Below are 25011 nucleotides of genomic sequence, written 5' to 3' on the forward strand. Positions count from 1 at the left end.
CCGTACAACGGCGTACGGAACTGAGCGCGACGCCTGCCCCACTGTCCCCGACCGGACGACCGGGTGGGCGTCGCGGTGCGTCCGGGGTCGGTGCGTCCGGGGGCCGGGCCCGCGGTCAGCCCGAACTCGCCTCCAAGTCCTCGAACTCCACCGCCGCGTCCTCCGTGTACGCGCCCACCCGCCCCTCGTTGTACGGCCGTTCGGGGTCCGTGTATTCCACGAGGGGTTTGTCGTCCACCGTGACCGACATGGTCGCGCCGTTCTGTTCCACCCGCACGTCGGACCAGTCGCCCACCGGGTACTGCTCGTGGCCCGTGGCCAGGAAGCGCTGGCCACCGGGGTAGGCGGGGTCGCGCTTGCCCAGTTCCCAGCCGTTCGGCTTGAGGGTGATGTAGTAGAAGTGCTCCGGGTCGGTGTACGCCCAGACCAGCCACGGCACTTCCCAGGGGTTCGGCGCGGGGACCCGCAGCTGCTTCTCCGTGCGCATCCGCGCCTCGTAGCGCACGTCCGTGTACGAGGCGGTGCTGACGACGAGGCCCGCGTGCGTGGTGCCGGGGTCCTCGGCGGGCATCGGGGAGAGCGAGAGGGAGCCGTCGTCGCCGACGTTCGTGCCGTGCCCGTTGAAGACCGAGAACCACCGGCCGTGCGTGGAGCCGTCCTGCCAGGGCGCGGGCGGCGGCTCGGACCCCCCGGAACCGCACCGGCTCAGGCTGACCGCGAGGACCGCGGTCAGCGCGACGGCCAGTGCGAGGCCGGTGAGCAGGCGCCCCCGCCGCTCCCGCAGAACCGGCGGGATCCGAGGACGGGCGCGCGGGAGTAACGGCGTCATGCGGTCGAGTATGGCCCTGATGCGGTGAGGCCGACGGGTACATCGGCAGCGAAGTCCTCGGCCAGCTGTCCGAGGATGCGCAAGGCGGCCTTGCCGTCGCCGAACGGATTGCCCGCGTGCGCCATCCTCTTGTACTCCGCCGGATCGTCGAGCAGCCGCTTCGCCCAGGTCACCAGGGCCTCGGGGTCGGTGCCGATCAGCCGGGCCGCGCCGGCCTCGACCGCCTCGGGCCGCTCCGTGGTGGTGCGCAGCACGAGCGCCGGCTTGCCCAGGCTCGGCGCCTCCTCCTGGATGCCGCCGGAGTCGGTCAGGACGAGGTCGCAGTCGGCGAGCGTCGCCGCGAAGTCGAGGTAGTCCAGCGGCTCGACGAGCGCGATGCCCGGGCGGTTCTCCAGATCGGGCAGCAGCGCGTCCCGCACGGCCGGGCTCTTGTGCAGCGGCAGCACGATCTCCACGTCACCGCGGACCGCGAGGCGGCACAGCGCCCGGCCCATGTCACGCATCTGCTCGCCCTGGTTCTCCCGGCGGTGCAGAGTCACCAGGATCCGCCGGGCACCGGTACGGAACGCGGAGGTGCCGCTGCCCTCGGCGAGCACCCACAGCAGATTGTCGATCACCGTGTTGCCGGTGGTGAACACCTGCTCCGCGGGGACCCCCTCGTCGGTCAGGTGCCGGGCCGCGGCCGTGGTCGGGGCGAAGTGCCAGCGGGCGATCCGGCCGATGAGACTGCGGTTGAGCTCCTCCGGGAACGGGTTGTCGATCACTCCGGTACGCAGCCCGGCCTCGACGTGGGCGACCGGGATCTTCTCGTAGAAGGCGGCCAGCGCCCCGGCGAGAGCGGTCGTCGTGTCGCCCTGCACCAGCACCAGATCGGGCCGCTGCTCGCGGATGGCCTGGCCCAGTTCCCGCACGAGCCGGGCGGTGAGGTCGGAGAGTTTCTGCCGGTTGCGCATGACATCGAGCGCGATCCGGGTGCCGGCGCCCAGCATGCCGAGCATCTGCTGGAGCATCTCGCGGTGCTGGCCGGTGGTGACGACGATCGGCTCGAACTGTGTGCCGGCCGCCATCTCCCGCGCCACCGGCGCCAGTTTGATGGCTTCGGGCCGCGTGCCGAGCACGAGCATGGCGCGTACGGGTACGGCTGAGGGACGAGTGGACATGCGAGCCCCCTTGGGCAGACGCGATCGCCACAGGGGTGACCGCGTGAGGGTGATGAGAGAGGTGAGGTGGGCGGCGGGACCGGCAGCGCGTGTGACGTGGGCGGGCAGTGCCCTCAGGTGCGTGCGGTCTTCAGCCAGGTCCGCTGACCGGTGAGCATGCGGTAGAAGCCCCACCAGCCGGCCGCGAACCAGATGTAGCCGTAGAAGACGAAGACGTGCGCGATGAGCACGGAACGGACCAGGCCGAGGTCGCGCTCACGCTTGGCGTAGACGAAGCCGTAGGCGTAGGCGGCCGTGAACGAGAGCACGTACGGACCGACCAGCCACATGGGCGAGACGAGCGGATACCCGGCGCGCAGCGAGGCCACGGTCATGGCGGCGAGCGCGACGAGGAAGGACAGCGGCAGCAGCGAGGTGAGCAGGATCAGCACCGGGCTGGAGAGGTGGTAGAGCAGATCGAGCGCGGCTCTCAGCGGCACGGACCGCAGGATGAGCGGGACGAGACCGGCCGACTGCAAATGGCCCTGGAACCACCGGGATCGCTGGCGGATCAGGCGCCGCAGGCTGAGTACCGCCTGCTGGGAGACCGCGGCCGCGGTGCAGTGCTGGTTGGTCCAGCCCTTGGCGATCAGCCGGACGCCGAGGTCGAGATCCTCGGTGAGGCTGTCGCTCCACGGGCCGTCGCCGTCCAGCGTGTCGAGCGCGGCGAGCCGCATGAACTGGCCGTTGCCGCCCATGCCGACGCTGCCGATGGAGCGGCGGGCGCTCTGGAACACATCGCCGTAGACCACGAACTCCATGTCCTGCATACGGGCGAGCAGGCTCAGATGCCGGTTGTACATACGGACGCAGACCTGCACCGCGCCGGTCCGCGGGTCGTCGAAGTACGGGTCGACGGACTGTACGACGTGCGGATCGAGCCGGCCGTCCGCGTCGACGACACAGACCACGACGTCCTCGGGGGCGTGCCCGTCGAGCAGGCCGGACTCCCGAAGGTGGCGCACCCCGTCGTTGAGGGCCGCTCCCTTGCCTCTTCGCGCGTTCGGCGGATTGCGCCGGTGCAGGTGGACGAGGGCCGGGTCGGCGGCCAGCGCTATTTCGGAGGTGCGGTCGTCCGACCCGTCGTCGATGACGAGCGCCATGAAATTCCGGGCGGGCAGTGCGGTGATACGAGCCAGGCTTTCCGCCAGCACTTTCTCTTCGTTGAGGCAGGCCAGGAGAAATACGTAGAACCGCTCTCTCCGCTTGTTCTTGGAATGGCGGATTCTGCGCCGTGAAAGCGTGAAGAGGGTCGTGTTGTAGCATCCGGCCATCGCGATCAACGTAATACTTGACCAGAGAAGCAACTCATTGATCATGGTTGCTCCCGGACGGTGCCCCCGGTGTCCGCGGTCGGTGACGCAGGTGTATCCGGGCCAGCAATATCAAACAGGCCGTAAGGCAATACAGAAGAAATCCAGCCCCGGCTGTGGCCTGTAACGCCCTGGCCAGAGGCAGTCCGGGCAGTGCTTCCGGCGCCGCCATCGCCCCTGCCAAGGGCAGCATTGCCCCCAGGGCGGGTCGTCCGTACATTGTCCCCCCATATTTCACAGCGCATCCCCAATGCGCGAAAGGAACGTAGCAGACATCCGGCCTCGTTCAGAAGCGGATCCGGAAAGGAGAGGCGCGCGCTTCTCCGGCGCGCATCGAGCGCCCCCGCACTTCACCGTTCGCCCCCTTGACAGCTTTCTTGATCGCTCACAAGAATCGCTGAATTCCTGCCCGTGAAAACCTTTGCTGTTGATGGCAGAGTGGAGAGAAAGAATGGTGAGGCCAGTGTTACGACGTCGTAGACGAGGATTCTCGAAGTTCTCCTTACTGTTCCTGCTCGTCGCCGCGCTTCTGAGCGGCCCTTTTATGGCCGCGGGCGCCGGCGCCGCCGACAATGACCGCCGCAGCGGCCACGAGACCGTCGGCAGCCGCGCCGGCCTCAGCGGCATCGACCTCAAGGGCTGGGCGAAGGCACAGGCCAAGGCCGACAAGGCCCGCAAGAAACAGCCCCGCGCGACAACCACGGCCACCGCACCGTCGCTCAAGGCGCTCCCCACCGCGGTCGCCGCCCCCGACGCCACCCCCACCACGCTCGTGCTCTACGACACGGCGGGCGCCTACGGTCACCTGGGCGAGCTGTACGCCATGGCCGCCGCCAACCTCGCGGGCCACTTCGGTTCCGTGACGACCAAACCGGTCAAGCAGTACACCGCCGGCATGGCCGCCACCTACAGCGCCGTGATCTACATCGGCTCGACGTACTACTGCTGCTCCACCCCCGACGAAGTGCCGGCCGCCTTCTACCAGGACGTCTCCACCACGACCACACCCGTGATCTGGATGGGTGCCAACATCTGGAACATGGCCAACTCGGTGGGCGTAGCGCAGTTCACGCAGAAGTACGGCTGGGATCCGACGACGTCGTACTACGAGGACGGCGGTTCCGTCGGAACCGTGACGCAGGTGACGTACAGGAATCAAGCACTGACCCGGAAGATCCCGGCGGGCCAGGACGGGGGCGTGCTGCGCCCCAACATCCTGACGGGCCCCGGTTATCCCGCGGTCACCACGCTCGCCCAGGGCCTCGACAGCTCCAACGGGCACACCTTCGGCTGGGCGGTCCGCTCGGCCAACCTCACCTACGTCGGCGAGATCCCCTTCGCCTACGTCTCCGAGACCGACCGCGTCATCGTCGTCGAGGACCTGCTCTTCGACGCCCTCGCGCCCGACACGCCCGAACGGCACCGCGCGATGTTCCGCCTGGAGGACATCAGCCCGGACTCGGACCCGGCCGAACTGCGCGCCATGGCCGACTCGTTGTTCGCGCAGGACGTCCCGTACGGCATCAACGTGATCCCCGTCTACAAGGACCCGAACGGCACCTACAACGACGGTGTCGCGCAGACGATCACGCTCGCGCAGCGGCCGCAGGTCGTCAGCGCCCTGAAGTACATGCTGGCCCGGGGCGCCGTCCTCATGAACCACGGCTACACCCACCAGTACGGCAACGCCGCCAACCCCTACAACGGCGTCACCGGGGACGACTTCGAGTTCTACCGCGCACACGTCGACACGGCGGACAACGTCGTCTACGACGGCCCGGTCGCCGAGGACTCCACCGCCTGGGCACAGGGGCGCGTGACCAGCGCACTCGCCGAGTTCACCGCCGCGGGCCTGCCCAAACCGACGCTGTGGACCACCCCGCACTACGCGGGCTCCGCCACCGACTACAAGGTCATCAGCGACAACTACGCGGCACGCCTCGAGCGTTCGCTGTACTTCTCCGGCACGCTCGGCGGCACGTCCGCCGGACCCAACACCTTCATCGGGCAGTTCTTCCCCTACGTGGTGAAGGACGTGTACGGCACCAAGGTGCTGCCCGAGAACATCGGCAACTACGAGCCGGACCCCTACAACAACCATCCACCGCGACTGCCCGCCGACCTGATCGCCGCGGCCAAGTCCAACCTGGCCGTCCGTGACGGCGTCGCCAGCTTCTTCTACCACCCGTACTTCCCGACCCAGCCGCTGAAGGACACGATCGACGGCATCAAGGCGCTGGGATACACCTTCGTCAGCCCGACGAGCCTGTGAGGATCACCGCCATGAAGAGGGCCGCCGCCGTCGCCACGGCGGCGGCCCTGCTCGCCGTCGCCGCGTGCACCTCGGACAGCGGCCCGCGGCCCGACACCCCCCAGAGCCCGAGCAGTTCCGGAACCGGCTCCAAGACCGGCGCCGACCTGCGCGGCATCACCCTGCCCTCCTGGTACCGCAGCGACTACGACAGCCCGGCAGCCGACCGCTACCTGCGCGGCATCCGCGCCACCGGCGCCCGCTGGATCACCCTCACCCCGACCTGGTACCAGCGCGGCCGCACCGACGCCACCATGCGGCCCACCGAGGAGAGCGCGAGCGACGCGAGCCTGCGCCACATCACACGACGTGCCCACACCCTCGGACTCAAGGTGATGATCAAGCCGCACGTCGACCTGACCGGCGGCGGGGACCGCGCCGGGATCCGGCCCCGCGACCGCCGCGCCTGGTTCGCCGCCTACCGGCACTTCATCGGCCACTACGCGGAACTCGCCACGGACATCCGGGCCGAACAGTTCGCGGTGGGCACCGAACTCGCCGGCGTCTCCGGCGACCGCGCCGCCTGGCACACCGTCATCGAAGCGGTCCACGACCACTACGACGGGCCGCTCACCTACGCCGCCAACTACGACGAGTACCAGAAGATCCACTTCTGGAAGGAGCTCGACCTCATCGGCATCGACGCCTACTGGCCCCTGTCCGACCGGCCCACCCGCTCCCTCACCCGCCTGCGACGCGCCTGGGCCCCCATCCGCGAGGACCTCGCCGCGTACGCGCACGAACAGGGCCGGCGCATCCTGTTCACCGAAGCCGGATACGTCAGCCAGCAGGGCGCCACCACCGCCCCTTACTCCTGGACCGTCAGCCGCGTCCCCGCCCCCGCCGAACAGGCCGCCGCCTACCGGGCGTTGCTGGACAGCTTCGACGGCCAGAGCTGGTGGGCCGGCGTCTGCTGGTGGATGTGGGACGACTGGCCCGACAGCGGCGAGACCCCGGAACGCCTCGCGTACAGCCCACGCGGCAAACCCGCGGAGGAGGTGCTGCGCCAGAAATGGTCGGGCTGAGACCCACCGACGCTTCGGCCGGCCCTCAGCCGACGTGGTACGTCTCGCCGTACATCCGCCACGTCAGCGGCGTCTCCAGCGACAGGTTCCCGTCGTACAGGAACTGCCGCTGGGCGGTGTCGACCCGGCTCGTGTCCCGGTGCGCCTTCTGCGACTTCATCAGCGAGCGCCGCTCGTCCAGGAAGATGTCGAGGTACGCCTTCTCGGCGCCGCCCTCCGACGGGGTGTCGGCCTCCTTCATGGCCCGCTCGCGCAGTCCGTGGAAGCTGTCCGGGCCGGCCCCGGGGCCGTGCATGACCATCGCGTCGTAGTAGATGAACTGGCCGAGCGCCCCGAGCCCGTCGCGCTCGGCCAGACGGACCGCCGGATCGAAGTAGACGCGGTCGCGCTCCTCGTCCTGCGCCTCGCGGAACGCCGCCACCTTCGCCTCCGCCTTCCAAGCCGCCCGGAAACCGGGGTCGAGACCCTCGTGGGAATCCGTACCGTCGACCGCGCGCAGGGCGGGGAGATAGCGGGCCAGACCGTTGTCCGGACGGCCCTCGGTGTACCGCTCGACCAGGGTCAGCAGATCGTGGGTGCCGGTGCAGAAACCGATGATGCCCGCCGTGTAGCCCTGACCGTCCCCGATGTCCTCGACGTAGCCGTACTGTCCGCGCCAGTCCAGCGTGGAGTTCTCGGCACTGGCGACGAGCTTCTGCGCCAGCTCCTTCTTGTCCGGGGCGTCGAGACCGGACGGCGCAGCGGTCGCCGACGCACCGGCGCGGGCGGGCGGCGCGTCGTTCCCGCCGTCGGACGGCAGGACGAGGACCGCCGCCGTGACGGCGGACGCCACAGCGAGGAACGAGAGGACCAGGCAGCCTGCGCGTTTCATGCGGGAAAGCGTATGCGGGAGCCCCCGGGCGCCCTCTACAGCGCCGCCACCTTCAGGGCGGCCGCCACCACGAGCAGCACCACGACCGCCCCGCACACCACCCCTTGCACCAGCCCCCTGCGCTCCCGCGGCGCGTACACGAGCCCCGCCGTCAGCAGAGCGCCGGTCAGCAGACCGCCCAGATGCCCCTGCCACGACGCGAACGTCGCGGAGACCAGCAGCCACAGCAGCAGAAACGCCATGAACCGATTGACCTGCCGCATCTGCGCCCCGAGCCGCCGCGCGATCACGTAGTACGCCGCCCCCAGCCCGAAGATCGCGCCGGACGCTCCCACCGTCGAGGTCTCCGGCACGATCAGCAGCACCACGACCGAACCGCCGAGCGCGGACACGAGGTAGACGACGAGATAGCGCAGGCGGCCCAGCTGGGCCTCGACGATCCGGCCGAGGTTCCACAGCGACGCCATGTTCAGCACGATGTGCAGGAGTGCGAACGCGCCGTCGGTGGGCGGCAGATGGAGGAACGCGCCGGTCAGCAGCCGGTACCATTCCCCGCCGGCCACCCCGCCCGTGTGCCAGCCCGCCGGATAGTGCTCCTGGTACACATAGAGCCCGCCGTCCGGACCGACCAGGCCGAGCCCCAGCATCTGCAGCCGCTCGACGATGCCCGGCCAGATCACCTCACCGAGATACACGAGCACGTTCACGGCCATCAGCGCGTACGTCACCAGGGGCACGGCCGATATCCGGCCGCCCGCCACCGTGCGGCCCTGCCGCACCGAGGCAGCCCCCTCGCTCACGCATCGCGGGCACTGGAACCCGACGGACGCCTCCCGCATACAGGCAGGACATATGGGCCGCTCGCAGCGGACACAGCTGACATATGTCCCGACATCGGCGTGGCGGTAACACGTCGGCGTCGCGGCGGACTGAGGTGTGGGCTCCACGGCCGGCTCCTGAGGTCATCAACGTCGGGCGGCGAACAACATAGCCAACCCCGCGCGCCTGGTCGGAGCGGGTGCGCCCGGCGTACCCTCGGCGTTCATGATCGACGCCGTCGTACGCTCCCTGCCCGCCGCCGACCGCGCCGCCGTCGCCTGGAAGAACGGGGGCGGAACCACCCGCGAGATCGTCTGCTCACCGCCGGGCGCGGGCATGGCCGACTTCCGGTGGCGGGTCAGCCTCGCCGACGTGGCCGCGGACGGGCCGTTCTCCACGTTCCCCGGCGTCGACCGCACGCTCACCATGGTCGAGGGCGACGGCATGGAACTGACCGTCGAAGACACCGTCACCCTCGTCAACTCCCCTTACGCACCAAGGAACTTCGCAGGCGACGTGGCCACCGACTGCCGGCTGCTCGGCGGACCCGTCGTCAACTTCAACGTGATGTGGCGGCGCGACGCCCTCACCGTCCCCCCGGCCGTCGCCGTCGTCCGCGGCCGGCTGCCCCTCGCGCCGGGCACCACGCTCGTCGTCGCCCTCACCGAGGACGGCGCCGAGACCGCCGGACTGACACTCGGCCCCTACGACGCCGCGCTCGTGGAAGGAACGGGCGAACTGCACGCGAAAGGGCCCGTCGCCCTCGTCACCGGGCTGCGCGCCCCGCACGCCGACGGCCCCGAGGCCACCCGGTGACCGCCCGCGCGGACCACAATGGGGACGTGCCTACGAAGAAGCAGCCCCAGGTGAAGAAGGTCCAGGCCACCCCGGACGAGCGGCGCCGCGAACTCCTCGCGACCGCCGCCGAGGTCTTCGCCGCCCAGGGCTACAACGCCACCACCGTCCGCAGGATCGCCGACGAGGCGGGCCTGCTCGCCGGCAGCCTCTACTACCACTTCGACTCCAAGGAATCGATGCTGGAAGAGATCCTGCGGACCTTCCTCGACGAGCTGTGGGCCGGCTACGACACCGTGCTCGACGCACAGCTCGGCCCCCGGCAGACCCTGGAGGCCCTCGTCACCGAATCCTTCCGGGAGATCGACCGGCACCGCCCCGCCGTCGCGATCTACCAGAAGGAGGCCAGGCAGCTCGCCGGCCTCGAGCGCTTCGAGTTCCTCGCCGAGTCCCAGCGCCGCTTCGAGGAGACATGGCTCACCACACTGGAGCGCGGGGTCGCCGGCCAGGTGTTCCGCGCGGACCTCGACCTCCGCCTCGCCTACCGGTTCGTACGCGACACCGTATGGGTCGCCGCGTCCTGGTACCGGCCCGGCGGACACCACAGCCCGGAGGAGATCGCGCGCCAGTATCTGGCCATGGTCCTGGACGGACTCGCGGCCCGGTGAGTACGCGTGCTAAGATCAGCGTGTTGCAGTTTTGGTACCCATAGACTTTATGTGCGCCTGACGGAAACCTCCTCAGGCGCATTATTGTTTTGCCGGGGCGTTCTCGGAATGGGGGGCTGCTACCTGTTTCAAGGAGAATTACATGGCCACCGGTACCGTGAAGTGGTTCAACTCGGAAAAGGGCTTCGGCTTCATCGAGCAGGACGGCGGCGGCGCTGATGTCTTCGCTCACTACTCGAACATCGCCACCTCGGGCTTCCGCGAGCTCCAGGAAGGCCAGAAGGTGACCTTCGACGTCACCCAGGGCCAGAAGGGCCCGCAGGCGGAGAACATCCTCCCCGCCTGATCCAGCATCACCGGGCCGGGGCCCGCACCTTCACGGTGCGGGCCCCGGCTCATGCTGTCCCCACCCCCCGGAGTCCCCGGAAGGCATGCCGCATGGCCAGCTCAGCCCGCCCGTCCCGCCGTCGCAGTCCCCGCCCCGCAGCAGCAGGAGCGCGGCGCGCCCCCGAGCAGCAGCGCAGGCAACAGCCCACGCCGCCACGCGAGTTCACCATGCCGGAGAACACCACTCCCGCGCTGCCCCCGGTCGAGACCTTCGACGAACTCGACATGCCCGCCGCCCTGCTGAAGACCCTCGGCGCGCAGGGCGTCACCGCGCCGTTCCCGATCCAGGCCGCGACGCTGCCCAACTCGCTCGCCGGACGTGACCTCCTCGGCCGCGGCCGCACCGGCTCCGGCAAGACCCTCGCCTTCGGCCTCTCGATGCTCGCCCGCACCGCCGGTGCCAAGGCCGAGCCGCGCACCCCGCTGGCCCTCGTGCTCGTCCCCACGCGCGAACTCGCCCAGCAGGTCACCGACGCCCTCACCCCGTACGCCACCTCGCTGCACCTGCGGATGGCCACCGTCGTCGGCGGCATGTCGATCTCCCGCCAGGCCGGCCAGCTGCGCCGTGGCGCCGAGGTCGTCGTCGCCACCCCCGGCCGACTGAAGGACCTCATCGAGCGCGGCGACTGCGCCCTCGGCCAGGTCCGGATCACCGTCCTCGACGAGGCCGACCAGATGGCCGACATGGGCTTCATGCCGCAGGTCACCGCGCTGCTCAAGCAGGTCGCGCCCGGCGGTCAGACCATGCTCTTCTCGGCGACGCTCGACCGGAACGTGGACCGGCTCGTCAAGCAGTTCCTCACCGACCCCGTCGTGCACTCCGTCGACCCGTCCGCGGGCGCCGTCACCACGATGGAGCACCACGTCCTGCACGTCCTCGACGAGACCGAGAAGAAGGCCGTCACCGCGCGCATCGCCGCCCGCGAAGGCCGCGTCATCCTCTTCGTCGACACCAAGCGCTCCGCCGACCGGCTCGCCAAGCGGCTCCTCGCGAGCGGCGTGCTCGCCGCGCCGCTGCACGGCGGCCGCAGCCAGCCGCAGCGCAACCGCACCCTGGAGCAGTTCAAGGACGGCCGGGTCACCGCACTCGTCGCCACGAACGTCGCGGCGCGCGGCATCCACGTCGACGACCTCGGCCTGGTCGTCAACGTCGACCCGCCCACCGAGCACAAGGACTACCTGCACCGCGGCGGCCGTACCGCCCGCGCCGGCGAGTCCGGCAGCGTCGTCACGCTCGTGCTCCCCGAGCAGAAGCGTGACGTGCAGCGGCTCATGCGGGACGCCAAGGTGCAGCCCCGCACCACCCAGGTCCGCTCCACCGACGAGGAACTGGTGACGATCACCGGGGCGCGCGAGCCCTCCGGCGTGGCCGTCACCATCTCCGTCCCCGAGCAGGCCGCACCGGCCGCCGCCGCCAAGCCGCGCCGTTCGCGCCGCTCGCGCGGCAGCGGCCCGGGCTCCGGTGGCGCAGGGCGCGCCGCGGGTGGCGAGGGCCAGCGCTCCTCGCAGGGCGGTCAGCGCTCTTCGCAAGGTGGCCAGCGCTCGGCCCAGGGTGGTCAGCGTTCCGCGCAGGGTGGTCAGCGTTCTTCGCAGGGCGCGGGTGCGGGTGCGGCCGGCGGCCGACGTCGCTCGGGCACCGGCGCGGCGAACGGTGCCGCGACCGGCGGCAACCGACGCGGCCACGGCCCGCGGGGCCCGCGCCAGGCTGCGGCCTAGCCACTTCGCGCAACTTCCAGGAGCCTGCGTCCCGTCCCCGGTGGGGGAGGGACGCAGGCTCTTTGCGTATCGGCTCGGTGGTCGGTGGTCGGTGGTCGGTGGCCGGTCGGCCGGTCGGCCGGTCGACTACCGAGCACCGACCCGTGCTGTGCGCGGGTGGTGGCGGTGGGCGGAGGCGTCCGTTACCGTGATCCTTCACCAAACGTTTGTTTGGTGGTGTTGGGCGGGCGTCGCCGGGAGCCACCGGGAGTCGCCGGGCATGGTCGGACATCGTCAGGCATGGTCAGGCGTGGTCGGGCATCGTCGGGAGGAGGCCTCGTGAGTCACGGGCCGGACCTGAGCGGGAGGGTCGCCGTCGTCACGGGTGGGACCAGGGGAGTGGGCGCCGGGATCGCGGCCGGGTTCGCCCGGGCCGGCGCGCGGGTCGTGGTGTGTGCCCGACGGCCCCCCGAAGTCCCCCTGCACGGCTGCGAGTTCATGCCCCTGGACCTGCGGGACGCGACAGCCGTGCGCGAGCTGTTCGCGGGGCTCGACCGGGTGGACGTACTGGTGAACAACGCCGGCGGTACCCCGTACCGGCTGCTCGGCGGCACGGACGCCGAACGGCACGCGCGCGTGATCGAACTGAATCTGACGGCACCGCTGACCGCCTCCCTCGCCGCCCGCGGACAACTCGCCGCAGCGCGCGGCTCGATCGTGATGATCGGCAGCGTCAGCGGGACACGCCCCTCGCCCGGCTCGGCGGCGTACGGGGCCGCGAAGGCCGGCCTGGAGAACCTGGCACGGTCCATGGCAGTGGAGTGGGCGCCGGACATCCGGGTCAATACCCTCGTGCTCGGCATGGTCCGCACGGAACTCTCCGCCCTGCACTACGGCGACGACGACGGCATCGCGGCGGTCGGCGCGACGGTGCCGCTGGGCCGCCTCGCCGAACCCCGCGAGATCGGCGAGGCCGCCGTGTTCCTGGCATCGGACGCGGCGTCGTACATCACCGGGGCGAGCCTGCTCGTGCACGGCGGCGGCGAGCGCCCCGCGTTCCTGGACGCGGCAACGGCCAACAAGGAGGCATGAGATGAAGCGGACGGCGGAGTCGGAGCCCGGTGGCGGCGGGGGATTGTGCGAGGGACGGGTGGTGGCCGTCACCGGCGCCGGCCGCGGACTGGGGCGCGCCCACGCCCTCGCCTACGCCGCCGAAGGCGCGAAGGTCGTCGTGAACGACCTCGGGGTGGGCCTCGACGGCGCGCCCGCACCCGACAGCCCCGCGGCTCAAGTCGTGCGAGAGATAAGGCAGTCGGGCGGCGAGGCCGTGGCCCACGGGGGCGACATCGCCACCTCGGACGGCGCCGCGTCCCTCGTCGACACGGCCGTCGACACCTTCGGGCGGCTCGACACGCTGGTCAACAACGCGGGATTCCTGCGCGACCGGATGCTGGTGAACCTGGCCGAGGACGACTGGGACGCCGTGATGCGGGTGCACCTCAAAGGCCACTTCCTGCCGCTGAAGCATGCCGCGGCGTACTGGCGGGCGGAGGCGAAGGCGGGGCGTACGGTGACGGCCCGGGTCGTCAACACCACATCCGGGGCAGGCCTGTTGGGCTCCGTCGGGCAGGGCAACTACAGCGCCGCGAAGGCCGGGATCCTGGGTCTGACGCTGGTGGCCGCGGCGGAACTGGCGCGCTACGGGGTGCAGGTCAACGCGATCGCGCCGGCCGCGCGGACCCGGATGACCGAGGCCACGTTCGCCGAGACGATGGCGGCCCCGACGAGCGGCGGATTCGACGCGATGGCACCGGAGAACGTGTCGCCGCTGGTCGTCTGGCTCGGATCCGGAGCAGCCTGCGCCGGGGCCACGGGACGGGTCTTCGAGGTCGAGGGCGGCCGGATCACGGTGATGGCGGGCTGGCGGCCCGGCCCGACCGTCGACAAGGCGGAACGGTGGACTCCGGAGGGGGCGGGCAGCGCGGTACGGGAGTTGCTGGAGCGGGCCGAGGCGCCCGGGGGTGTCTACGGGGCGTAAGCGACTATGGGGCGTGTGCGTCTACGGGCGTAAGCGTCTGCGGGGCGTAAGCGACTACGACGTGTGTGCGACTACGGGGCATGTGCGTCTACGGGACGCAAGCGTCTACGGGCGTAAGCGTCTACGGGCGTAAGCGTTTACGGGACGTAAGCGTTTACGGGACGTAAGCGTTTACGGGACGTAAGCGTCTCGGGGCGCAGGAGAGGGGGCCGGCGCCGGATCTACGTATCGCACTCCAGAACCGTGCGGCACAGCCCGCACCGCGCGCGCACCCGCCCGCGCACGGGCACCCGGATCCGCTGATGGCACGTCGGGCAGGGGAACGCCACCCGTAGCCCCGACCGCCCCTGCGGCCCGTCCGCCGAGAACGAGTACGGGCCCGCCGGCGCGGGTCCGCGCGCCCCGTGGTCCTGCGCGTATCGGCGGTCCTTCGCATACCGGCGCCGGCCCGCCCAGCCCGCCGCCGTGAGCGGCGGCTGCTGCTCGTCGCGGCGCGCCTGCGCAAGGCCCTTGGTGTACGCCGTGTACGCCTGCGCGCTGGTGAACCACGTCTCCGGCGCCTCCCCGAACGCCAGCGACCGCTTCGCCAGTACGTACCCGAACTCCTCCGGCGTCAGATACCCCAGCTTCTGCGACGACGCCGCGTCCTCCCGGTACGCGTCGAGCAGCAGCCAGCCCGCGCCCAGATACGTCGCGGCGGTGTCGGTCAGGATCTCGTTGTCCCGCGTCCCCGGGAACGACAGGTCGAGGCGGTGCAGATACACATGCATGACCTCGTGCGCGAGAGCCGCCCCGATGTCCCGGCGATGCGTACGGAACCGGTCGTTCAGCTCGATGAAGTACTCGGGCCCCGCGGCCAGTTCCACGCTCGCCGCGTGCTCCATCTCCCGGAACCCGATGATCATGCGGGCGTCCGGCAGGTGGTAGTGCCGCACCAGTTCACGCGCCACGCGCTGCGCTCCCAGGTGCAGGTCGTCCTGGTCGCCGAAAGCCACGTCGGCCGGGGCGACACTCGTCGCGAACGTGTGCACCGTGTCGTACGAGAGACGCCTGTACAGCGCGGTGATCGCCGACCGCACGGTCTCCAGATGCGGATAGCCGTGCACCACCGGTCCGCCGTTCGCCACGCGCGCACCCCCTGGGGCCGCCGGGCCGCGTACTCCCGGGGCCCGCCCCCGGTCCCGGCGCCTCCAGAGTAAGGCCGTCGCCCGCCCTCGGCGCCAGTCCCCTTCCGGTGGGACGCGACGGCCGCCCCGCGTCCGTTAGTCCAACACCTGTCCCTTCTTTGTCCATGGGCTCCCTCGCCCCACGCGGCGCATCGTGATCGACACCCCGAACCGCCGTGAGAAGGAGTGCGCCGTGCCCCCCAAAGGCCAGCCGATGCCGCCCACCGGCCACCCGATGTCCGCGACCGGCAGGGCGCTGCCGCCCGCCGACCCGTCGACGGAGCCCAAGGGCCCCAGCCGCAGGACCGTCGTCGCCGCCGCCGGGGCCGCGGCGGGCACGACCATGACGCTCGGCCTCACCGGCGCCGCCACCGCCGCCAACACCCCGGGCACCGCCGTGCTCCGCTCCCCGGACCTCGAGGTCCGCGTCGCCACCGGCTTCCCGGCCGTCGTCTCCTACACCGACCGTGCCACCGGCGCCGTCCTGCACGCCCAGCCCGACCCGGTCACCACCGTCCTCGTCGACGGCGTCGCGCACACCCCGAAGGTGACGGCCACGACCGGCACCGGCCACGCCGACTACCGGCTCACCCTTACCGGCCCCGGTGCCACGACAACCGACCTGCCCTCCACCATCGACGTACGCATCACCGTCGAAGGCGACCGCGTCCACTGGCGCGTCACCCGCATCCGCGACACGGCCGCCCTGCGCGTCGGCACCCTGCGCATCCCCGGACTCGCACTGCTTTCCGTGCGCAGCGACCAGCCCGGCGCCGCGCTGCTCGCCGCGAAGGTGCAGCTCGACAAGGCCAAGAGCGGCGACACCCTCGTCCGGCCGAAGGCCGACAGCCCCGCCGAGACCCCCTCCGGCTGCGCCTACGCCGTCGTCGCCCACGACACGCTCGGCGGCGCCGTCGAGACCAACACCGTCTACGACAAGCCGGACAGCGCCAGCAGCTGGGAGAACGGCCGGCTCTGGCGCGAGACCGTCCGCGCTGCCGACGGCCGCACCGAGGCCCGCCTCGTCCCCGGCCAATGGACCCACCGGGCGGCCACCGCCCCCGTCGACGCCACCGAACCCCTCCCGTACGCCACGGTGATCATCACCGGGGACCGGAACGGTGACGGCGTCGTCGACTGGCAGGACGCCGCGATCGCCTTCAGGGACATCGCCGTCACCCCGCGCGGCGCCGACGAACAGCACCTGCGGGTCGTCCCGCACATCCCGTTCAACTTCGCCTCACAGGCCACCAACCCGTTCCTCGCCACCCTCGACGAGGTCAAACGCATCCACCTCGCCACCGACGGCCTGCGCCAGTACACGCTCCTCAAGGGCTACCAGTCCGAGGGCCACGACTCCGCGCACCCCGACTACGCCGGGAACTACAACACGCGCGCGGGCGGCCTCGACGACCTCAACACCCTGGTCCGCGAAGGCAGCAAGTGGAACAGCGACTTCGGCGTGCACGTCAACGCCACCGAGTCCTACCCCGTCGCGAACGCCTTCTCAGAGACCCTCGTCGACAAGACGAACAAACAATGGGACTGGCTCGACCAGAGCTACCGCATCGACCAGCGCCGCGACCTGGTCTCCGGTGACATCATCAAGCGCTTCGCCGACCTGCGCCGCGACGCCCACCCCGCCCTGAACACGCTCTACATCGACGTGTTCCGCGAGTCGGGCTGGACCTCCGACCGCCTCCAGCGCACCTTCCGCGACCAGGGCTGGAACGTCACGTCCGAATGGGGCCACGGCTTCGAACGGTCCTCGCTCTGGTCACACTGGGCCACCGAGACCGACTACGGCCCCGACACCTCCCGCGGCATCAACTCCCGCCTGATCCGCTTCGTCCGGCACCACCAGAAGGACGTCTTCGCCGACAAATGGCCCACCCTCCTCGGCGTCGCCCGCATGGGCAACTACGAAGGCTGGACCGGAAAGACCGACTGGACCACCTTCTACCGCCTCATCTGGACCCACTCGCTGCCCGCCAAATACCTCCAGGCACAGCCGATCACGACGTGGGACGAGCACGAGATCACCTTCTCCGGCGCCACCCGCACCAGCGTCAGCGACGCCACCGGCACCCGGCGCATCACCACCGACGGCCGCCTCGTCTACGACGACGGCGCCTACCTGCTGCCCTGGGAGCCCCGCAAGGCCACCGACCCGGCGAAGCTGTACCACTACAACCCGGCCGGTGGCACCAGCAGTTGGCGCCTCCCACGCGCGTGGGCGGGCCTCTCCCGCGTCGCCCTGTACCGGCTCACCGACCAGGGCCGCGTCTTCGTCACCCACGTACCCGTCTCCAGCGGGCAGGTCACGCTCGAGGCCGACGCCGACCAGCCGTACGTCCTCTACCGGCGCCGCACCGACCTGGACCGCGACCCCGGCTGGGGGCAGGGCACCGCGCTGCGCGACCCCGGCTTCCACTCCGGTTCATTGCGCAGCTGGCAGGTCGCGGGCCCCGCGTCCGTCGAACGAAGCGACCTCGGCGACCACGAACTCGTCATCGCCCCCGGCGCCGCCGCCACCGTCGCGCAACGCCTCACCCGACTCGCGCCCGGCACCTACGCCGCCTCCGTCCAGGTCGAGGTCGGCGCCACGGCCGGCCAGCGCCGCAAAGCCTCCCTGGAAGTACGTACCGCCGACGGCGTCACCGCTACCAACTGGACGGACACCTCGACCGCCGTCAACTACGTGGCCGCCGACCGCAAGCACGGCACCCGCTTCCAACGCATGTTCACGTACTTCACCGTCCCCGAGGGCGGCGGCCCCACCACCCTCACCCTGCGCGCCGCCGCCGGACCGGCCCGCGTCCGCTTCGACAACGTACGCATCGTGCGGGCCACCCGCCCGGCCCTTCCCCAAGGCGTTCTCGCCGCCGAGGACTTCGAGCACGTGCCGCAGGGCTGGGGCCCCTTCGTGAAGGGCGACGCGGGCGGCTCCACCGACCCCCGCACCCACATCGCCCAGCGCCACGCCCCCTTCACGCAGCGCGGCTGGAACGGCAAGACGATCGATGACGTCATCGACGGCACCCAGTCCCTGAAGTCACGCGGCGAGAACACCGGCCTCGTCCACCGTACGGTCCCGCACACCGTCCGCTTCGTCCCCGGCAAGCGGTATCGCGTGCGCTTGCGGTACGAGTGTGAGCTCGCGGGCCAGTACGCCTGGATCACCGGGGTCGACGACCCCGCGCCCCGGGAACTCGGCCGCCAGGACCTGCCCGTGGCCGTGGCCCCCACGCTGCTGGAGTACGAGTTCGCGGCGCCCGTGCGGGGGGATGTGTGGGTGGGGTTGCGGAAGGTGGGCGACGACGGCACCGCGGAGTTCACCCTCGACGCGTTCGAAGTGACCGAGGTGGCCATGCCCTGACCGCCTGGGCCCTGGACCTGGGCCCGGGTGGCTTGGCGCTGCGTTGTTCGTCTGCGGGTCCGGTGGGGGCTGGTCGCGCAGTTCCCCGCGCCCCTGAGATGCGCACTGCGTGCGCCATCTCGGGGGCGCGCGGGTGCGGCCCGCGGGGCTGCGGGAGGCGCACCCTCGCAAGCCTGCGCGAGACGGGCTCTCACAGGGCTTTGGGAGACGCGCCCTCACAGGCTGGCCCGATACGCGCCCTCACAGGCTGTCGCGAGAGGGGCCCTCGCAGGGCTGCGTGAGCGGGGCCCTCAGGAGACGCGCCCTCTGAAGCTGCGGCGGAGCCGCATGCTTCAGGGGCGCGGGGAACTGCGCGAGAAGCCCCACCGTGCCGCACCCGCCACCGCACAGCCACCCGGCACACGATCCGGCACCCGGCCGACACCCAGCCACCCCGCACAAAACCCGCCCCCCGGGCCGACGCCAAGTCACCCCGCACAAGCCCCCCGGGCCGACGCCAAGTCACCCCGCATAAGACCCCCCGGGCCGACGCCAAGTCACCCCGCACAAGATCTCCCAGGCCGACGCCAAGTCACCCCTTGCAAGATTGCGCGCCGCCGCCCGAGGCGAGCCGTACGGGGGAGGGGCCGGGGCGGTCCAGCTCCAGGACCCAGATCTCGTTGGCGCCGCGCCGCAACACCGGCCCGGGTACATACAGCGAACCCTGCGGCCCAGCAGCCCAGTACCGGCCCAGGCAGAAGCCGTTCACCCACACGAACCCCCGCCCCCACCCGGGCAGTTCGAGACCCGCGTCCCCGACCCCGGCCACCTCGAACGAACCCCGGTACAGACCGGGCCCCGCCCCGCCCGGCTCCCCGGACGACAACCCCGCCACCGCCGCAGGCGTGAACGCGTCCAGGCGCAACCCCCGCGCCCGCACCCCGTGCAGATACTGCCGCTCGTGCAGCAGCCCGCCCGTGATCCCCTTCGGCTCACCCGTACGCGGCCCGTAGTTGACCCGGCCGAGCGACTCCACCCACAGCTCCACGCGCGCGTGCCCGCCCACCGGCTCCGCCAGCACCGGCTCCTCCTCCGTGAGGACCCCGGCCCGCTCCCCGTCGACGTACACGACGGCGAGGTCCCGCAACCCGCTCGCCCGCAGTGGATACGGCGCCCGCGGCCCCGGCACGGTCACCGCGTACCGCACCAGACCCCGGTCCACGTCCAGCTCCTCGAACGACGGCGGCACCGCATGCTCCGACTCCGGCCCGCCCAGCGCCTCCAGCACACCCTCCAGCGGCGTGAAAGCGCTCAGCCGGGCCGTCACCGGCCCGGACAGGACCGCCGGCGGCTCCGGCACCTCGGGCAGCGGCTGACGCGCGTACCCGCCGAGAACCTCCCGGAAGAGCCAGAACTTCTCCGTGGGGCGCCCGAACTCGTCGATCGGCGCGTCATAGTCGTACGACGTGACATCCGGCTCCAACGGCCCGTCATGCAACGGCCCGCCCCGGTTCGCCCCCGCCCAGCCCCCGAAACTCGTCCCGCCGTGCGCCATGTACAGGTTGACCGACGCCCCGCACTCCAGGATCTCCCGCAGCGCCCGCGCCGCGTCCCGCGGATCCCGTACGACATGCTCGGCGCCCCAGTGGTCGAACCAGCCGCACCAGAACTCCATGCACATCAGCGGCCCCTTCGGGCGGTGCTCGCGCAGCGTCGCGAACGCCTCACGCGCGTGGGAGCCGAAATTCGCCGTCGCCAGGATGCCCGGAATCGAGCCGCCCGTCAGCATGTGGTCCTCCGGGCCGTCCGACGTGAACAGCGGCACTGTCACACCGAGCTCGACAAGAAGGTCGGCAACAGCCCGCAAGTAGACCGCGTCCGAGCCGTAACTCCCGTACTCGTTCTCCACCTGCACCATGATCACGGGACCGCCCCGGTCGATCTGCCGCTCCACAATGTGCGGCATCAACACCCGGAACCAGCGCTCCACACACCCCAGAAACTCCGCATCCCGCGTACGGATCCGCGCCCCCAAGGGACCCGTCACCCAGTGCGGCAGCCCCCCGTTCTCCCACTCCGCACACATGTAAGGGCCGGGCCGGGCGATCACCCAGAGCCCCGCCTCCCGCGCCGCGTCCAGGAAACGGCCCACCGCCGCCACATCCCGCACCTCACCGGGACGCGGCTCATGCAGGTTCCACGGGACGTACGTCTCCACACAGTTCAGGCCCATCGCCCTCAGCATCCGCAACCGGTGCGCCCACTGCTCCTCGTGCACCCGGAAGTAATGCAAGGCCCCCGACAGCAGCCGCACAGGCCGCCCGTCCACCTCGAAGTCGTCCTCGCCCACCCTGAACTCGGCCATCCCGTGCTCCTCCGTGCCTGATAGGCGCCTCACCTACCGGCCGCCACCTTCACCTCTGGCGGGCGACGGGGTCCATGGACAAAGATCGGCTGATGTTGGACGGGGACGCCCGCACGAAACACCACGGGAGGGGACACATGTCCACGTACCACACCTGGATGCGGTACTTCACACCCAGCCCGGTCCACCACCGCCTCGGCCTGGTCTGCCTCGGCGTGGGACTCCAGCACGGACTGCTGCCGACCGTCGGCCCCCGCACCCTCGACCACCACGTCGCCGTCGTCATCACCGCCGGCAGCGGCTGGTTCCAGGACGACGACGGCCGCCGGACCCCCGTCACCGCCCCCGCCCTCCTCTGGCTCACCCCCGGCCGCCCCCACCACTACGGAGCCGACCCCGACACCGGCTGGGACGAATGCTTCGTCGACTTCACCGGCCCCGCCACCACCACGTACACCGAACTCGGCTACATCGAACCCGACCGGCCCCTCGTCGCCCTCTCCGACGCCGCCCCGGCCCGCGCCGCCGTCGGCCGCATCGCCCGCGCCGCCCGCCGCGGCAACCCCCTCCTCGAAGTGGAGACCGGCGCCGCCGTCCACGAACTCCTCGTCGCCCTGCGCCGCGCCCGCGCCGACATGGCCCCCGACGGCGACCCCGTCCTGCACGCCCTCGCCCGCGACGCCTTCCGGCCCCTGTCCGTCGCCGAACACGCCGCCCGGCACGGCATGACCCCCGCCGAACTGCGCACCGCCGTCCGTAGAGGCGCCGGCTGCAGCCCCAAGGACTACCTCCTCGGCATCCGCCTGGGCCGCGCCAAAGAGCTCCTCGCCGCCACCGAACTCCCCGTCGCCGCCGTCGCCCGCCGCGTCGGCTACGACGACCCCGCCTACTTCTCCCGCCTGTTCACCCGCCGCGTCGGCACCGCACCCGTCCGCTTCCGCGAACAACAGGGCCGCGCCGTACCCGGCGGCTGGTCCGACCGGATCCCCGACCCTGACGACCCACCCATGCTCCACGTAGGGTGACCTGTCATGACCAACAGCACGTCCGCCCCCCAGCCGGCCGTCGACCCGGCGGTCCGCGCCGAACTCGGCCGGCTCCGCGACAGCATCGACAACATCGACGCCGCCGTCGTCCACATGCTCGCCGAACGCTTCAAATGCACCCAGCAGGTCGGCCACCTCAAGGCCCAGCACGCGCTGCCCCCGGCGGACCCGGCCCGCGAGTCCCGCCAGATCGAACGCCTGCGCCAGCTCGCCGAGAACGCCAAACTGGACCCCGCGTTCGCGGAGAAGCTCCTGAACTTCATCATCAGCGAAGTGATCCGCCACCACGAGCAGATCGCCGAGGACAGCAAGCGCTGACCCTCCGGGGGCGGGTCCGGCAAATTCAGCCCCTCCGGCGATTGAGGAGCGGGGGCCGGGGCGGAGCCCCGAGACCCGCGCGCCCACGCAGGTAGCGCTGTCGCCCGCGGGCCGGCGGGGCTTCTCGCGCAGTTCCCCGCGCCCCCGGCAGGGCACAAGGCATCCGGCAACATAGGGCCATGCCCGTACTGACACGCGACGAAGCGCAGACCCGAGCCCGGCTCATCGACGTCCAGCGATACACCGTCGACCTCGACCTGACCACCGGCGCCGACACCTTCGACTCCCACGCCGAGATCCGGTTCACCGCCCACACCCCGGGCGACACCTTCGTCGAGCTCAAACCCGCCGAACTGCGCTCCGTCACCCTCGACGGACAGCCGCTGGACCCCGCCGCCCTCGACGGCAACCGGCTGCCCCTCACCGGCCTCACCGAAGGCCCGCACGAGCTGCGCGTCGACGCCACCATGCGCTACTCGCACACCGGCGAGGGCATGCACCGCTTCACCGACCCCACCGACGGCGAAGCGTACGTATACACACAGCTGTTCATGGAAGACGTACAGCGCGTCTTCGCCGCCTTCGACCAGCCCGACCTGAAGGCCCTCTTCGACCTCACGGTCACCGCCCCACAAGGCTGGACCGTCCTCGCCAACAGCGTCACCGAGCACCTCGGAGAGGGAAAGTGGCAGGCCGCCACCACCCCGCTGATCTCCACCTACCTCGTCGCCGTCGCCGCCGGCCCCTGGCACTCCGTGCGCACCGAGCACCGCGGCCTGCCCTTCGGCCTGCACTGCCGCCGCTCGCTCGCACCCCACCTGGACGCCGACGCCGACGAAATCCTCGACGTCACGCGCGCGTGCTTCGACCGCTACCACGAGAAGTTCGACGAGCCCTACCCCTTCGACTCCTACGACCAGGCGTTCGTCCCCGAGTTCAACGCCGGAGCGATGGAGAACCCCGGCCTCGTCACCTTCCGCGACGAGTTCGTCTACCGCTCCGCCGTCACCGACACCGAGCGCCAGACCCGCGCCATGGTCATCTCCCACGAAATGGCCCACATGTGGTTCGGCGACCTCGTCACCCTCCAATGGTGGGACGACATCTGGCTGAACGAGTCGTTCGCCGAATACATGGGCTACCAGACCCTCACCGAAGCCACCCGCTTCACCGACACCTGGGTCGACTTCGGCGTCACCCGCAAATCCTGGGGATACGACGCCGACCAGCGCCCCTCCACCCACCCCGTCGCCCCCGAAGCCGTCGAGGACACCGCCTCCGCCCTCCTCAACTTCGACGGAATCTCCTACGCCAAGGGCGCCAGCGCCCTGCGCCAACTCGTCACCTGGCTCGGCGAGAAGGACTTCCTCACCGGGATCAACACACACTTCACCCGCCACAAGTTCGCCAACGCCACCCTCGCCGACTTCATCGACTCCCTGTCTTCAGGAGCCTCCGGCACCGACCGCGACGTCCACGCATGGGCCGACGCCTGGCTGCGCACCACCGGCATCGACACCCTCACCACCCAGGTCACCGACGCCACCGACGACACGACCTTCCACCTCGACCTGCGCAACGCCGGCAGCCCGGGCCAGTGGAGCGGCCCCGACCCGACCAAGGACCGCGACGGCCGAAAGCACCTGACCACCCTCACCTCCCCGCCATCGAGGCGCCCGCACCGCATCGCCATCGGCCTCTACGACACGGACCCCGGCGACCCGCACCGACTGACCCGGCGCAAGCTCCTGGAAGCCGACGTCCACGCCTCCGGCGGCACATCGATCTCCGGCCCCGGCCCCCGCCCCGCCCTCATCGTCCCCAACGACCAGGACCTCACCTACGCCAAGATCCGCCTCGACCCCGCCTCCGAGAAAACCGCCCTGCGCCACCTCTCCGGCGTCCCCGACCCCCTCACCCGCGCCGTCCTGTGGAACACCCTGCGCGACATGGTCCGCGACGGCGAACTCCCGCCCGCCACCTACCTGGAGACCGTCGGCGCCCACCTCGCCGCCGAGACCGACCTCGCCCTCGTACAAGGCGTCCTCGCCTTCGCCCGCACCCAGGTCGCCGACCGCTTCAGCACCCCCGCCGACCGGCCCGCCGCCCTCGCCCTCCTCACCACCCTCTGCGAAGACCTGCTGCGCCGCACCGAGGACGGCACCGACCCCGGCCTGCGCCTCACCGCCGTACGCAACCTCATCGACACCGCCCAGCACGCCGACACCATCCGCGGCTGGCTCGACTCGGGCGCCGTCCCCGGCGGCCCCGAACTCGACCCCGAGCTGCGCTGGCGCATCCTCGGCCGCCTCAGCGTCCTCGGCACCATCGACGACGCCGTCATCGAGGCCGAACTCGCCCACGACCCCAGCGCCACCGGCCAGGAAGGCGCCGCCCGCTGCCGCGCCGCCCTGCCCGACCCCCAGGCCAAGGAAGCCGCCTGGAACGCCCTGTTCACCACCGACCCCGACCGAGAACTCTCCAACTACCTGTTCACCGCCACCGCCCAGGGCTTCTGGCAACCCGAACAGACCGATCTCGTGCGCCGCTACGTACCCCGCTACTTCACCGACGCCACCGCCCTCGCCGAACGCCGCGGCCCCGCCATCGCCGAGGCCGCCGGCCGCCACGCCTTCCCCGCACACGCCATCGACGAGGACACCCTGCGCCTCGGCGACCAGTGCCTCACCGAAGGCACCCCCACCCCGGCCCTGCGCCGCAAACTCACCGACCAGCTCGACGACCTGTCCCGCGCACTGAAGGTCCGGGCCGCCCAGCAGTCCTGACCCGCGGGCGCCCCCGGACCCC

At 71.2% G+C, this 25011-nt stretch carries 19 protein-coding genes; 12 read left to right on the top strand and 7 right to left on the bottom strand.

Annotated elements, in window-relative coordinates; all coding sequences use genetic code 11:
• Nucleotides 1-115 precede the first annotated feature (115 nt).
• The 3 genes from ABD366_RS00590 to ABD366_RS00600 all read right to left on the bottom strand — a co-directional run bounded on the left by ABD366_RS00590 (nucleotide 116) and on the right by ABD366_RS00600 (nucleotide 3302).
• A complete protein-coding gene (locus tag ABD366_RS00590; RefSeq protein ID WP_324766884.1) occupies nucleotides 116-829 on the bottom strand; it encodes a 3-keto-alpha-glucoside-1,2-lyase-like domain-containing protein in 714 nt (237 codons plus the stop codon).
• Entirely contained in the window at nucleotides 826-1989 is a 1164-nt protein-coding gene (gene wecB, locus ABD366_RS00595; RefSeq protein WP_324766883.1) for a non-hydrolyzing UDP-N-acetylglucosamine 2-epimerase, read from the bottom strand. Before wecB ends, ABD366_RS00590 begins: the two co-directional genes overlap by 4 nt.
• Before the next feature lie 113 nt (nucleotides 1990-2102).
• A complete protein-coding gene (locus tag ABD366_RS00600; RefSeq protein ID WP_324766882.1) occupies nucleotides 2103-3302 on the bottom strand; it encodes a glycosyltransferase family 2 protein in 1200 nt (399 codons plus the stop codon).
• Between the two features lie 583 nt (nucleotides 3303-3885).
• Between ABD366_RS00600 and ABD366_RS00605 the strand changes: the two genes are divergently transcribed.
• Nucleotides 3886-5613 (top strand): polysaccharide deacetylase family protein, encoded by a 1728-nt coding sequence (locus ABD366_RS00605; protein ID WP_324766881.1) that lies wholly within the window; start codon nucleotides 3886-3888, stop codon nucleotides 5611-5613.
• An 11-nt stretch (nucleotides 5614-5624) separates the two neighbouring features.
• On the top strand, nucleotides 5625-6677 hold the full coding sequence (locus ABD366_RS00610; RefSeq protein WP_324766880.1) for a glycoside hydrolase family 113: 1053 nt from the start codon (nucleotides 5625-5627) through the stop codon (nucleotides 6675-6677).
• Between the two features lie 25 nt (nucleotides 6678-6702).
• Here the strand turns inward: ABD366_RS00610 and ABD366_RS00615 are convergent, their stop codons facing one another.
• Together ABD366_RS00615 and ABD366_RS00620 are read right to left on the bottom strand one after the other, a co-directional pair.
• A complete protein-coding gene (locus ABD366_RS00615) occupies nucleotides 6703-7548 on the bottom strand; it encodes a chitosanase (RefSeq protein ID WP_324766878.1) in 846 nt (281 codons plus the stop codon).
• A gap of 35 nt (nucleotides 7549-7583) precedes the next feature.
• Complete coding sequence (locus ABD366_RS00620; RefSeq protein WP_324766877.1) at nucleotides 7584-8495, bottom strand: rhomboid family intramembrane serine protease; 912 nt, start codon at nucleotides 8493-8495, stop codon at nucleotides 7584-7586.
• Between the two features lie 97 nt (nucleotides 8496-8592).
• Here ABD366_RS00620 and ABD366_RS00625 point away from each other — a divergent pair, with 97 nt between their 5' ends.
• The 6 genes from ABD366_RS00625 to ABD366_RS00650 all read left to right on the top strand — a co-directional run bounded on the left by ABD366_RS00625 (nucleotide 8593) and on the right by ABD366_RS00650 (nucleotide 13950).
• A complete protein-coding gene (locus tag ABD366_RS00625) occupies nucleotides 8593-9183 on the top strand; it encodes a HutD/Ves family protein (protein WP_324766876.1) in 591 nt (196 codons plus the stop codon).
• Nucleotides 9184-9209: 26 nt separating this feature from the next.
• Nucleotides 9210-9830, top strand: a complete 621-nt coding sequence (locus ABD366_RS00630; RefSeq protein ID WP_324766875.1) for a TetR/AcrR family transcriptional regulator — start codon at nucleotides 9210-9212, stop codon at nucleotides 9828-9830.
• Nucleotides 9831-9972: 142 nt separating this feature from the next.
• Nucleotides 9973-10176 carry a cold-shock protein gene (locus ABD366_RS00635; RefSeq protein ID WP_005318814.1) on the top strand — a complete coding sequence of 68 codons (204 nt, stop codon included), beginning with the start codon at nucleotides 9973-9975 and terminating at the stop codon, nucleotides 10174-10176.
• A gap of 92 nt (nucleotides 10177-10268) precedes the next feature.
• Nucleotides 10269-11933 (top strand): DEAD/DEAH box helicase, encoded by a 1665-nt coding sequence (locus ABD366_RS00640; protein ID WP_344440844.1) that lies wholly within the window; start codon nucleotides 10269-10271, stop codon nucleotides 11931-11933.
• 318 nt (nucleotides 11934-12251) lie between these two features.
• Nucleotides 12252-13004, top strand: a complete 753-nt coding sequence (locus ABD366_RS00645; RefSeq protein WP_324773967.1) for an SDR family oxidoreductase — start codon at nucleotides 12252-12254, stop codon at nucleotides 13002-13004.
• Nucleotide 13005: 1 nt separating this feature from the next.
• A complete protein-coding gene (locus ABD366_RS00650) occupies nucleotides 13006-13950 on the top strand; it encodes an SDR family oxidoreductase (RefSeq protein WP_324773969.1) in 945 nt (314 codons plus the stop codon).
• Nucleotides 13951-14171: 221 nt separating this feature from the next.
• Here the strand turns inward: ABD366_RS00650 and ABD366_RS00655 are convergent, their stop codons facing one another.
• Nucleotides 14172-15077, bottom strand: a complete 906-nt coding sequence (locus ABD366_RS00655; RefSeq protein WP_324773971.1) for a hypothetical protein — start codon at nucleotides 15075-15077, stop codon at nucleotides 14172-14174.
• A gap of 274 nt (nucleotides 15078-15351) precedes the next feature.
• Here ABD366_RS00655 and ABD366_RS00660 point away from each other — a divergent pair, with 274 nt between their 5' ends.
• Nucleotides 15352-18495, top strand: coding sequence for an endo-alpha-N-acetylgalactosaminidase family protein (locus ABD366_RS00660; RefSeq protein ID WP_411293845.1), 3144 nt, complete (start codon nucleotides 15352-15354; stop codon nucleotides 18493-18495).
• Nucleotides 18496-19066: 571 nt separating this feature from the next.
• On the opposite strand, the gene ABD366_RS00665 is transcribed toward ABD366_RS00660, so the two are convergent.
• Nucleotides 19067-20839, bottom strand: coding sequence for a glycoside hydrolase family 35 protein (locus ABD366_RS00665; protein WP_324773973.1), 1773 nt, complete (start codon nucleotides 20837-20839; stop codon nucleotides 19067-19069).
• Between the two features lie 137 nt (nucleotides 20840-20976).
• Between ABD366_RS00665 and ABD366_RS00670 the strand changes: the two genes are divergently transcribed.
• From ABD366_RS00670 to pepN, 3 genes are all read left to right on the top strand, one after another.
• The gene (locus ABD366_RS00670) at nucleotides 20977-21864 is read left to right on the top strand and encodes a helix-turn-helix domain-containing protein (protein ID WP_324773975.1); all 888 of its coding nucleotides are present in this window, start codon (nucleotides 20977-20979) and stop codon (nucleotides 21862-21864) included.
• A 6-nt stretch (nucleotides 21865-21870) separates the two neighbouring features.
• Entirely contained in the window at nucleotides 21871-22203 is a 333-nt protein-coding gene (locus tag ABD366_RS00675) for a chorismate mutase (protein WP_324773977.1), read from the top strand.
• 179 nt (nucleotides 22204-22382) lie between these two features.
• A complete protein-coding gene (pepN, locus tag ABD366_RS00680; RefSeq protein WP_324773979.1) occupies nucleotides 22383-24989 on the top strand; it encodes an aminopeptidase N in 2607 nt (868 codons plus the stop codon).
• Nucleotides 24990-25011: the final 22 nt, after the last annotated feature.

This window comes from Streptomyces kunmingensis (assembly GCF_039533535.1).
GTDB classification, from domain to species: Bacteria; Actinomycetota; Actinomycetes; order Streptomycetales; family Streptomycetaceae; genus Streptomyces; species Streptomyces kunmingensis.

What these genes read in the sequence shown, in the direction of transcription:
- ABD366_RS00625 (WP_324766876.1), top strand. Translation starts at nt 8,593, where the DNA reads ATGATCGACGCCGTCGTACGCTCCCTGCCCGCCGCCGACCGCGCCGCC.
- ABD366_RS00600 (WP_324766882.1), bottom strand. Translation starts at nt 3,302, where the DNA reads ATGGCCGGATGCTACAACACGACCCTCTTCACGCTTTCACGGCGCAGA.
- ABD366_RS00650 (WP_324773969.1), top strand. Translation starts at nt 13,006, where the DNA reads ATGAAGCGGACGGCGGAGTCGGAGCCCGGTGGCGGCGGGGGATTGTGC.
- ABD366_RS00675 (WP_324773977.1), top strand. Translation starts at nt 21,871, where the DNA reads ATGACCAACAGCACGTCCGCCCCCCAGCCGGCCGTCGACCCGGCGGTC.
- ABD366_RS00590 (WP_324766884.1), bottom strand. Translation starts at nt 829, where the DNA reads ATGACGCCGTTACTCCCGCGCGCCCGTCCTCGGATCCCGCCGGTTCTG.
- wecB (WP_324766883.1), bottom strand. Translation starts at nt 1,989, where the DNA reads ATGTCCACTCGTCCCTCAGCCGTACCCGTACGCGCCATGCTCGTGCTC.
- ABD366_RS00605 (WP_324766881.1), top strand. Translation starts at nt 3,886, where the DNA reads ATGGCCGCGGGCGCCGGCGCCGCCGACAATGACCGCCGCAGCGGCCAC.
- ABD366_RS00640 (WP_344440844.1), top strand. Translation starts at nt 10,269, where the DNA reads ATGGCCAGCTCAGCCCGCCCGTCCCGCCGTCGCAGTCCCCGCCCCGCA.
- ABD366_RS00670 (WP_324773975.1), top strand. Translation starts at nt 20,977, where the DNA reads ATGTCCACGTACCACACCTGGATGCGGTACTTCACACCCAGCCCGGTC.
- ABD366_RS00635 (WP_005318814.1), top strand. Translation starts at nt 9,973, where the DNA reads ATGGCCACCGGTACCGTGAAGTGGTTCAACTCGGAAAAGGGCTTCGGC.
- ABD366_RS00660 (WP_411293845.1), top strand. Translation starts at nt 15,352, where the DNA reads ATGTCCGCGACCGGCAGGGCGCTGCCGCCCGCCGACCCGTCGACGGAG.
- pepN (WP_324773979.1), top strand. Translation starts at nt 22,383, where the DNA reads ATGCCCGTACTGACACGCGACGAAGCGCAGACCCGAGCCCGGCTCATC.
- ABD366_RS00615 (WP_324766878.1), bottom strand. Translation starts at nt 7,548, where the DNA reads ATGAAACGCGCAGGCTGCCTGGTCCTCTCGTTCCTCGCTGTGGCGTCC.
- ABD366_RS00610 (WP_324766880.1), top strand. Translation starts at nt 5,625, where the DNA reads ATGAAGAGGGCCGCCGCCGTCGCCACGGCGGCGGCCCTGCTCGCCGTC.
- ABD366_RS00665 (WP_324773973.1), bottom strand. Translation starts at nt 20,839, where the DNA reads ATGGCCGAGTTCAGGGTGGGCGAGGACGACTTCGAGGTGGACGGGCGG.